Below are 10,053 nucleotides of genomic sequence, written 5' to 3'. Positions count from 1 at the left end.
AAGACCATATAAAAAATGGTCAACCAGAAATATTTTCATATCTGGCTGACCTTATAATACGAACGGGGCAGGTTATTTGAACAGCGCAGGTTGTTGTGGCATATCCTTATCCACTAACAGTTCAGATGGATTAAGCAGGATATTTTTATAGGTCCACTATTACTTCTTTTTACTTTCTAAAATTAGTGGTGTTACAAGAGAAATCTACAAAATATTGAAAAAAGACCAAACGTGTGTGACATTGGTCTTTTTTCGATCATTTTTTCATCTCACGTTCTAGTCTTGCAATTTTTTGTTGAATTTTTATTAAATTTTCTTCGGTATCACGAATTTGTTGCAGAACATTAATTTCTTGTTGTTTCATCATTTCTAGTCGTTGAGGGATGGTATGGTCCCCATCCATTGACCAATCTACAAACTGTTTAATGTTCTTGATTGGCATTCCGGTATTTTTTAAACATAAAATAATTTCCAGAAATTTAAGTGCATCTTCATAAAAACTCGGTCCCCTTTTTCAGTTCTTTTAAGAAAGGGGAACAGTCCCTGATTATGATAGTAGCGTAGTTGAGAAATGGATAAATGATTGATTTTTGCAATTTGTCCAATCGTATAATTCATAGGATTTCCCTTACCAAGGAATAATCCCATTTTTATTAAGGATTTTACCATTATAATTTGTTTCGCTTAAGGCGTATTTAACAATGATGTCGGCACCTTCCGCAGGTGTTTTGCCTCCTGGAGCATTGCCATTAAGGTCGGTAGTGGTAAAACCAGGTGTAATTCCTAAAATTTCAGGACCATTTGTACCGAATTCTTTACCAAAGGCTAATGTTAAAGAATTTACAGCGGTTTTTGATGAATTATAGCCTAGTATATTAAGATGTCCAGCTTCTCCATTGTCAAACATCGTTTGGGATGCCATATCGGTAGTTAGGTTTACAATTTTCCCACCCTGAGCTTTTTTTACTAGAGGTAAAAAGGTTTGGATCATCTGAAATGTTCCAAAGAAGTTAACATCAAATTCTTTACGCAGCGTTTCTAATTCTAATTCACTAGGCAATATACCGAAATCGAGTGCAATTCCAGCGTTATTTATTAACAAATCTAAGTGATCCGTTACTTCAAGGATTTTATTTTTTGAGTTTTGGATGGATTGTGTGTCTGAAATATCAACTTGAACAAATGAAACATTCGAAAAGCCTAATGATTGTACAGCTTTTTGCCCGAGTTCTTCATTTCGGGCTCCTAAAAATACGTGATAATTTTTTTCTGCTAATTGACGAACAATCTCATAGCCAATACCTTTATTAGCACCTGTTACAAAAGCATATTTTGTCATATTTAAATTCCTCCAATGTTTATATTGATTAGATACAATTAAAAAGATACAACCTAAACCAAAGTTGAGGTCAAGGTGTTTTTTAAGGGAAATGATAAAATCTTTTTTATCAGTAACAATATTCTTATTTAAACAAGTCAAATTAATGATATTTTCCTGCTACGATAATAATTTATACGATAGGTGGTAACTTGCCTTTATGGTTCGTTAATCTCAGCAGTCAAAACAAATTATGTTGATAGTCATCCTGTCATTGCTATAGGGTCGGAAACAAGTACATATCCCAAAAAAACTTTGGTGCCCCTAAAAGAGGATTCCAGGCTTGATTAAGCTCATACTGATATCCCATAATTTCCGGGCAGAATCCTGGTCATTTGCAGCTTCAGTAGTTTCTACTTCTTTGCAGTTAACAAAGAATTTACCGCTAACGCCAAGAACATCAGGGGAGGAAGCAAGATAGACTGGTGTAACCGCACCTTTTTTCGGATTAGTTGAGAACGTTTTGAATATCGTCCTTAGGATCCAAGGCATGTCATGCATAAGATTCGAGCGGATAATCCCGGGATGCAGGCTGTTAACGGTAACACACTTTCCATCAAGCCTCTTTGAAAATTCCTTAGTAAATAAAATTAAACCTAATTTAGTCGGGCCAACTGCTCTGAAAAAAGCATAATTTTGTTTGGTCATAAGGTCATCAAAGTTCATTTTAATTCCGTTGTGCTTGGAGGCTACATTAATAATTCTTCCTTCACCACTTGCTTCAAGCAACTCCAGTAAGAGGTGGGAAAGGATAAAATGAGATAAATAGTTTGTGGCAAACGTGGTTTCAATTCCATCTTCAGTTTCAGAACGTTTTGCTAAAAAGACAGCTGCATTATTAATTAAAACATCTAACTTGCTATATTTTTTCTTAAATTGATCAGCTGCTTGTTTGACTGAACGCTGAGTTGATAAATCAGCAAGGAGGAGGTCTACTTCGGTATTACCTGTTTCTTCAATAATATCTTGAATCGCTTTTTTGCCTCGTTCCTTATTTCTGCATAATAGAACAATTGTTGCTGCTTTTTTAGCTAATTCTATGGCTGTTGCTTTACCAATCCCTGAATTGCCACCAGTAATTAAACAAATTTTCCCCTTCATCGATTTCTCCTCTTCTCCAAGCAATTCAAAATTATTTTTTTTCAATCTTTTCAAACGTCGTTCCATGGATGGCATTTAAAACAGATTCAGATGCAAGAAAATCATGTGGGAATCCCAGGTCAATTTTGCTAGCTTCATTTAGTTGGGTGAGATGTGTTTCTGAAAGACGGAAAGCCAGACTACCAAGATTGTCTTTCATTTGTCCTTCTCGTTTTGCGCCAATTAGCGGAATGACCGTACCAGCTTGTTGACGGACCCAGTTTATTGCAACTTGGGCAGGGAGAACTGCTAGTTCTTTTGCGATTTCTTCCACAACTGCACCAATCCCCCGGTTGCGTTCATTTAAGCGTGCACTTTGAGGAGATAATCTCCCCTTTTCAGCTGAAGGATTACTGTATTTTCCCGTTAGTGCACCGCCAGCCATTGGTGCCCATGCAGTAACCCCAATATCCAAAGCGCGTGCCATTGGTAATAAATCTCTTTCTGGAGTTCGCTGCAACAAATTGTACTCCACTTGCAAGCCGATAAACGGAGTCCAACCACGGAGTGTGGACAGCATATTAGCTTGTGAAACAATCCAGGCAGGTGTATCCGACACTCCTACATAAAGAATTTTTCCGGAACGAACTAAATCGCCAAGTGCACGCATCACTTCTTCGACTGGAGTAATAAAATCCCAAGCATGAAGCCAAAGTAAATCAATATAATCGGTCTGAAGCTGTTTTAAGCTCTTTTCAACGGATTGAACAAGATTTTTCGATGGTTACCGCCGCCATTTGGATCGTGTGGATGAGTGTTCAGTGTATATTTAGTCGCAACGACAAACTGTTCACACTTCTCACGAATAAATTCCCCAACATATTTTTCACTTGTTCCATTCGTATAATTGACAGCCGTATCAATAAAATTCCCACCAGCTTCAACGAAAGCATTGAAGATTTGTTTGCTTTCTTCCTTAGAAGCGCCAAATCCCCAGTCTTCCCCAAACGTCATTGTACCTAAAGCCAATTCAGATACTCTTAAGCCGCTTCTTCCTAACAATTTATAATTCATTTCAAGGCCTCTTTTCTAAAAGTTATTTTTCAGATGACGTACCAGGTCTTCAGCACTTTCAAGGACTTGTTCGTTAGATAAGAGGCGTACACCCTGCTTCGTGAAAGAGGGCAGGAACCGCATGCCGGTCAAGTTGGCGGTTGCCTGAAATGGTTTGGTCAGTTCGCTCATGCTGAAGTGATTGTATCCGCCAGCTTGATAGGCTGCTTCTGGTCCGCCTGTTGAAATCACTAACATAAACTCTTTGCCGCGCAATCTTGTTCCTTCCGAACCATATGCCCAACCATAAGTAAGTACCCAATCCTGCCATTGTTTTACTAAAGCGGGTGAACTGTACCAATAGAATGGGAATTGCAAAACGATACGATCATGCTCCAATAGAAGCTGCTGTTCTTTTTCCACATCAATCTCAAATGTTGGGTATTGTGCATATAGATTGTGGACCGTAACATTTTCTTCTTGTTGAAGACGGTTCATCCACGTTCTATTTACCTTCGATTGTTCCAATTTTGGATGGGCTACAATAACTAATGTTTTCATCTTGATCACCTTTCAATTGTTTGTACACGCAAATAAATAATCATTAGAAGGGATTTTAGTGGAAGAAATACCTATATTTAAATATTTAATTAAGCTTCATTTAAGGATGGCTGAAGAACGTAATCAACATATGCTTTAGCATTTTCAGCAAGTTCTTGAACTGAAACATGCATAACACCATTCAGCATAAATAAAGGCATAAAACGGGTACCTATGAGGTTGCTTGTTTGTTGTAAAGGAGTTGTTAAGGTTTCCATGGTAAAATGATTGTAGCCAGTAGGCTGATAAGAATCTTTTGGTCCAAAGGTTGAAATCGCAAGACCAAGTTCTTTACCATGAAGCTTGTCGCCGCCTTCGCCATATGCCCAGCCGTAAGAGAGCACTTCATCCTGCCATTGTTTTAACAAAGAAGGCGTGCTGTACCAGTAGAATGGAAATTGAAGAATAATACGGTCATGTGATTCTAACAGGCTTTGTTCGTGTGCTACGTTTATTTTCCCGTCTGGATACGCCTGATAAAGAGTATGAATCGTAATTTCTTCGTGTTTTTTCAATTCCTGCATCCAAGTGAGGTTAATTCGAGATTGTTCCAAATTAGGGTGAGTGATAATTACAAGAGTTTTCATTAGTAAGTCTCCTTTTATTTTTTCTTTTCTAGTTTTGAATTCACTTATTGTTGCTCTCAGAGAAAATTTTATATTTGTACATACAAATATAATTTTAAAAAAATTTACTTTTCTTCAAATATATTTTCTGTTTCCGTTTGATTTTCGTTCATGCTATAAAACGCATTCGCAATATTTTCAGCTGAGAAATAGGTTCCTTCTTGTACAAACCCTTTTATCGTTAATGTTCCAACATAAATTCCTTTAGGGCTCAATTCTTGGTGCAAGCTGAACGCTAAATTGCGAATACCTGCTTTTCCAATCGCTAATGAAGCATAGTCAGCATAGGGGTGAAGAGCTAATCCTCAGCCCGTTAATAAAATTGTTCCATTTTCCATATGGGGAATCACTTCTTTTACACAGGTAAGAGCTCCAGCTACATTTATTTTAAAACCTTCCACTAATTGTTCAGCCCTTAGGGTTGTTGGTTTGCCTGGTCTTCCTGAAGCAGCATTGTATAAAAGTACATCAATTTTTCCATAAGTTTTAATTATCGTATCCATGAAGGTTTTTAAAGATTCTGCGGAAGAGACATCCCCTGGAAATCCTTTTGCGTCAAACCCATCATTTATAAGTTCGTTTTCATATTTCTGTAAGGATTCCCTACTTCGGGAAATCAAGGCAATTTTAAAGCTCTCTTTTCCGAATTTCCTTGCCGTATGTAAGCTAATCCCTGGTCCAGCACCGACAATTAGCAAAATCTTTTCTGACATAACAACTGTCTCCTAAGTTATTTGTATATGCAAATGAAAGGGTAAAAAAATTATAGGTCTCTTTCTAGTTTAATGCTCGCTTCGTGAAGCATTTTACTTAAATCTTTACTGAACTCGCTTCCTAAGACACTTGAATAGCTTGTAAACAATTCTTTTAAAGACACCCGAAATTGATGGTACACTTTTTCTCCTTCTTCAGTTAAAGAGATAAATGTTTGTCTTCCATCCATTTTTCTGGTGACCAGTTTGAATTTTTCAAGTTTATCAATAAACCTTGTACTGGTCGAAGGCGCAATGGATAACTTGTGGCATAGTTCCTTCTGTGTAATATCCGGGTGGAACTTCACAATCATAATCATGTAAAGATATGAAGGAGCAAGATCACCAAAATCAAATGTTTTTTCGGCTAATTTTGTAATGTTACGAGCAAACCGGCTGGCTGTAAAGTAAAGACAATGAATTAATACCTGTTCTTCTTCATTCATTTAATCAAATCCTTTTATTCATTTGCATATACAAATTAACATGGAATTAACTTAAGGTCAACTAAATCATATTTCTTGTTTCCATCAGAAACAGTATATATTATAAACTTTGTTCCAAACTTATTAAGATTACATAAAAAGGATGAGATAAATGAAAGCATTGCTCTTGCGTGAAAAAGGTAAATGGAAAGACATGAATGTAGAAGAAGTCGAAACACCAAATCCCGGTCCAGGAGAGATATTAGTTGAGGTATATGCGGTTGGGTTAAATCCTGTAGATTATAAAACGGCTACTGGTGGCAATTCCAACTGGTCTTATCCTCATATGCTTGGTTTAGACGTAGCAGGTACAGTGGCAGAGATTGGTGACGGGGTCACTGAGTGGAAAAAAGGAGATAGAGTAGTCTATCATGGAGACCTTACAAAGAAAGGTGGCTATGCAGAATATACTGTTACCACGGCACATACTGTTTCTCGAATTCCGGACGAAGTAACATTTGAAGATGCGGCAGCTTTGCCGACAGCCGGGTACACCGCATACCAGTCGTTATTCCGTAAACTGCCAATGGATCAAATTCAAACCATTCTAATTCATGGCGGTGCAGGCGGGGTAGGGGGATTTGGTGTTCAATTAGCCAAACATGCAGGCAAAAAGGTGATTTCCACTGCTTCCAGGCATAACCACGAGTATGTAAAATCACTTGGTGCAGATTATGTCATTGATTACCAAGAAGAAGATGTGACCTCAAGAGTGATGGAGATTACGAACGGGCGCGGTGTCGATGCAGTGGTGGATGCAGTAAGCAGACAAAGTGCAACGGATTCATTAGATGCTCTAGCTTTCTTGGGACACATCGTCTTTATTTCAGGTACACCTGATTTTACAAAAATAAAGCCGTTTACAAAATCGGTTTCGTATCATGAAATTGCCCTCGGTGCAGCACACCAATCCGGTAGTCATAAGGCTCAACAAGATCTGGGAATAATAGGCGATAAAATGCTTAAGTTAGTGGATGAAGGGAAAATTTCTTCTATGTTAAAAGAAATAATAAGCCTTGAGGAAGTTCCGGATGCTTTATCCCGTCTTTCAGAGCGACATGTGAAGGGGAAAATTGTAGCGAAAATAAAATAAGATTAAAAATTCTGTATAAGAAAGCGCTAGCCCTTTGAATAGTGGAAGAAATCAACCACTGGGGATGCCATTTAAAAATTTCAATGGAAAACAAAAGACCGAATATGGTCTTTTTTTTAATGTTCTTATTTTATTTTTTTCTATTTTTCCTTAATTAAATTATCTACCATCTGGTAAGTTTGTGAAGAAATGTTCTTAAACTATAGGGTGCGTTAGTTCAATAAGGACTAATCTATTCCTTATAGCAATTTTGTAGTTCTGATCTTCAGCAATCGGGCGCATTTCTGTAACATGAATTGTGCTCTTTATTTTTAAATTGGGTGCATTAATAGAGGAAGGGGATTGCTGCGACAATCCCTTTTTCTGTTCTCCTTTTCGAAAGTGATTCCACTTGCTTTAAAAGCTGGGATTGTATATCTTTTGTTTAAATGATAATTTTTCACATAGAAGGGTTGTTTACAATGGAACTTGGATTGCAGAATAAAATCGTATTAGTAACGGGATCAACAGCAGGAATTGGCAAAGTAACAGCCAAATGTTTTTTACAAGAAGGAGCAACAGTTATTATTAACGGTCGAAAGCAAGAAACGGTAGATAGAGTAGTAAATGAATTTTCTAATCTAGGCAAAGTTTACGGTATTGCTGCTGATTTATCGAAACAAGATGAAACCCGTAAGTTAACCGAAGCGATAGAACGGATTGGCGAGTTAGATGTATTAGTTAATAATTTAGGTGTTTTTGAGGTTAAAGAATTTGAACAGGTAACAGATGAGGAATGGATCCGCTATTTTGAGGTAAATGTCTTAAGCGCGATTCGCCTTTGCCGTTATTTTTTACCAAAGATGCTAAAACGTAATACTGGGCGAATTTTAAATCTTGCCAGTGAAGCAGGTATTAAACCGCTTCCGCAAATGATTCCATATTCAATGACAAAAACTTCCTTGATAAGCTTATCAAGAGGTTTAGCGGAGTTAACAAAAGGAAAGAACGTAACGGTCAACTCTATCTTACCTGGTCCTACTTGGACCGAGGGTGTGGAAAATTATATGCAGGGTGCTGCCAAGGCAGAAGGGCAAGATTTGGATACATTTATCCAAGATTATTTTAAAGTAAACGAACCTACGTCATTAATTCAAAGGTTTGCAAGTGCAGAGGAAGTAGCAAATACCATTGTGTTTTTGGCGTCATCAAAAGCATCAGCGATTAATGGCACAGCCCAAAGGGTAGAGGGCGGGATTATTAGATCATTGTAATATCAAAATTCACATTATTGAAGCATTCATTTTTTCATTTATAGAATATTACACTCCTCCTGAGCAGATCAAGGGGAGTTTTTTAAGTGTTTCCTGAAAAATGATGTTTGAACTTATTTTTAATCTATATAATTAACGGTCCGTAATAAAGTAAGCTTAATTTGTCACCAATTTAAGGGAAAGAGAAGAACTAGTTGAAGAACTGGCTGCCATAATGGTCGCTTTTTTCTTGTTAAACGTAGTGTAGTGTTTAAAGGAAACAAAGATTCATTACTAAAAAAAATCCCCATCTTTAAGCATAATGGAAGCACCTCCCGATGTACTGTTCCAAGCGTGGACGAAGCAGTTCAATTGTTGGTTTGCAGCTCCTGGAACTGTATTAATGGAGGGAGAAGTTAACACAGTCTACTTTTTTGAGACAAGGTATAAACTCGAAACTCATAGTGAGGAACAGCGTGCTTCTCATTACGGATGGTTTCTAAGGCTTGAGCAAGACCGTCTCGTGGAAATTACGTGGGTTACTGGAGCTGGCTGGGGGAACAAATGGAGCTGAAACGGTTGTCACAGTTGAACTTAAACCTACCGACAATGGCACCCAACTGCGACTTACGCACGCAGGTTTTCCAAATGAGGAATCAAAGAACCAGCACGAACAGTCATGGCCTATTGTGCTTGAACAGCTGGACATGCGTATGATGGGACATTCCTAAAGAATGCGAAGAAAGTAGGAATGTTTTAATAAAAATAATCCATGTTCAACTAACGGTTGCGTTGATCTTAGAAGAATTGGCCGCCTTTTTTTTGTTGAATTCCTTATTGAACAAACGGTGCAGAATAGTTAAACAAGATCTTCGGCCCTATGGTAAAATATGGTGAGAGATATTTGACATGACCACACATTGTGATATATAGTTAATCATATCCTTAATTAAGGAGTTGTTTAATTGACCACGAAGGACACACTCAGCCTCATCTTCGCTGCGCTCGCCGATCCGACGCGCCGAAACATCCTGACCAGGCTGTCACAGAGTGCCGCGACAGTCGGGGAGGTCGCCGAGCTCTTCGAGATAAGCGCACCCGCGATCTCCCAGCACCTCAAAGTGCTGAAGCGAGCAGGGCTGATCGAACGCACAACAAACGCCCAGTGGCGGACCCTGACGATTCGCACCAAGCCTCTCGATGAGGTATCGGCCTGGGTCGAGAAGCACCGCCGCGAGTGGAACCAGCGCTTCGACGCACTGGAAGAACACCTCAAGACCATGACCATAAAGGAGGAACAATGAACATGCCAACATCTGAACCGGAGTTTACCATTAGCCGCACCCTGAATGCACGCCGCGAGCTCGTGTGGCGCGCCTGGACCGAGGAGAAGGAACTCGCCGACTGGTTGCCTTCGACACCCCTGGAGACCATCTCCTTCGACGTTCGCGAAGGCGGACGCTACCGCTACACGATGGTCAACATCGAGACCGGAGAGGAGTATCTCACCGGAGGTGTGTTTCTGGAAGTCATACCATTCGAACGGCTCGTTTTCACCTGGGGTTACCCCGATGCTCCCATCGAGAACTCCCCTGTCGTGACCCTAACCCTCACCGCACACGGCGACCGCACCGAGATGATTTTCCACCTGCGCGGATTCGCCGGTCACCCCGGCGATCAGTACGTGTACGACGGCTGGTCCGACGCGCTCGACGATATTGTGAAAAAATATACTTAAACAAACGGGTGCGTTT

General features: G+C 39.2%; 13 protein-coding genes and 1 pseudogene. 5 read left to right on the top strand and 9 right to left on the bottom strand.

Annotated elements, in window-relative coordinates:
• Positions 1-256 precede the first annotated feature (256 nt).
• The 9 genes and pseudogenes from CVD19_RS12525 to CVD19_RS12490 form a co-directional block, all read right to left on the bottom strand.
• Positions 257-618: pseudogene (locus tag CVD19_RS12525) on the bottom strand (MerR family transcriptional regulator).
• Between the two features lie 10 nt (positions 619-628).
• Positions 629-1,339, bottom strand: coding sequence for an SDR family NAD(P)-dependent oxidoreductase (locus tag CVD19_RS12520; protein ID WP_101582197.1), 711 nt, complete (start codon positions 1,337-1,339; stop codon positions 629-631).
• Between the two features lie 303 nt (positions 1,340-1,642).
• Positions 1,643-2,479: an SDR family oxidoreductase gene (locus tag CVD19_RS12515; protein ID WP_180953610.1), complete on the bottom strand. Its 837-nt coding sequence runs from the start codon at positions 2,477-2,479 to the stop codon at positions 1,643-1,645.
• 31 nt (positions 2,480-2,510) lie between these two features.
• Complete coding sequence (locus CVD19_RS12510; protein ID WP_257985118.1) at positions 2,511-3,182, bottom strand: aldo/keto reductase; 672 nt, start codon at positions 3,180-3,182, stop codon at positions 2,511-2,513.
• Positions 3,183-3,202: 20 nt separating this feature from the next.
• Positions 3,203-3,532, bottom strand: a complete 330-nt coding sequence (locus tag CVD19_RS25180) for an aldo/keto reductase (protein ID WP_219620097.1) — start codon at positions 3,530-3,532, stop codon at positions 3,203-3,205.
• Positions 3,533-3,547: 15 nt separating this feature from the next.
• Positions 3,548-4,072, bottom strand: coding sequence for an NAD(P)H-dependent oxidoreductase (locus CVD19_RS12505; protein ID WP_101582195.1), 525 nt, complete (start codon positions 4,070-4,072; stop codon positions 3,548-3,550).
• Between the two features lie 89 nt (positions 4,073-4,161).
• On the bottom strand, positions 4,162-4,698 hold the full coding sequence (locus CVD19_RS12500; protein WP_101582194.1) for an NAD(P)H-dependent oxidoreductase: 537 nt from the start codon (positions 4,696-4,698) through the stop codon (positions 4,162-4,164).
• Between the two features lie 344 nt (positions 4,699-5,042).
• Positions 5,043-5,450: an SDR family oxidoreductase gene (locus CVD19_RS25440; protein WP_257985115.1), complete on the bottom strand. Its 408-nt coding sequence runs from the start codon at positions 5,448-5,450 to the stop codon at positions 5,043-5,045.
• A 50-nt stretch (positions 5,451-5,500) separates the two neighbouring features.
• Positions 5,501-5,935 (bottom strand): MarR family winged helix-turn-helix transcriptional regulator, encoded by a 435-nt coding sequence (locus tag CVD19_RS12490; protein ID WP_101582193.1) that lies wholly within the window; start codon positions 5,933-5,935, stop codon positions 5,501-5,503.
• Positions 5,936-6,086: 151 nt separating this feature from the next.
• Between CVD19_RS12490 and CVD19_RS12485 the strand changes: the two genes are divergently transcribed.
• The 5 genes from CVD19_RS12485 to CVD19_RS12465 all read left to right on the top strand — a co-directional run bounded on the left by CVD19_RS12485 (position 6,087) and on the right by CVD19_RS12465 (position 10,037).
• Entirely contained in the window at positions 6,087-7,067 is a 981-nt protein-coding gene (locus CVD19_RS12485) for a zinc-binding dehydrogenase (protein ID WP_101582192.1), read from the top strand.
• Between the two features lie 461 nt (positions 7,068-7,528).
• On the top strand, positions 7,529-8,320 hold the full coding sequence (locus tag CVD19_RS12480; protein WP_101582191.1) for an SDR family NAD(P)-dependent oxidoreductase: 792 nt from the start codon (positions 7,529-7,531) through the stop codon (positions 8,318-8,320).
• Between the two features lie 485 nt (positions 8,321-8,805).
• Positions 8,806-9,030, top strand: a complete 225-nt coding sequence (locus CVD19_RS25725; RefSeq protein ID WP_308314870.1) for an SRPBCC family protein — start codon at positions 8,806-8,808, stop codon at positions 9,028-9,030.
• Between the two features lie 234 nt (positions 9,031-9,264).
• Positions 9,265-9,603 carry an ArsR/SmtB family transcription factor gene (locus CVD19_RS12470; protein ID WP_101582190.1) on the top strand — a complete coding sequence of 113 codons (339 nt, stop codon included), beginning with the start codon at positions 9,265-9,267 and terminating at the stop codon, positions 9,601-9,603.
• Positions 9,600-10,037, top strand: coding sequence for an SRPBCC family protein (locus tag CVD19_RS12465; protein ID WP_257985114.1), 438 nt, complete (start codon positions 9,600-9,602; stop codon positions 10,035-10,037). The genes CVD19_RS12470 and CVD19_RS12465 overlap by 4 nt, the downstream gene beginning before the upstream one ends.
• Positions 10,038-10,053: the final 16 nt, after the last annotated feature.

It is taken from the genome of Bacillus sp. T33-2, assembly GCF_002860205.1.
Lineage (GTDB): Bacteria > Bacillota > Bacilli > Bacillales > Cytobacillaceae > T33-2.
This window is presented reverse-complemented; position numbering and strand designations above follow the sequence as displayed.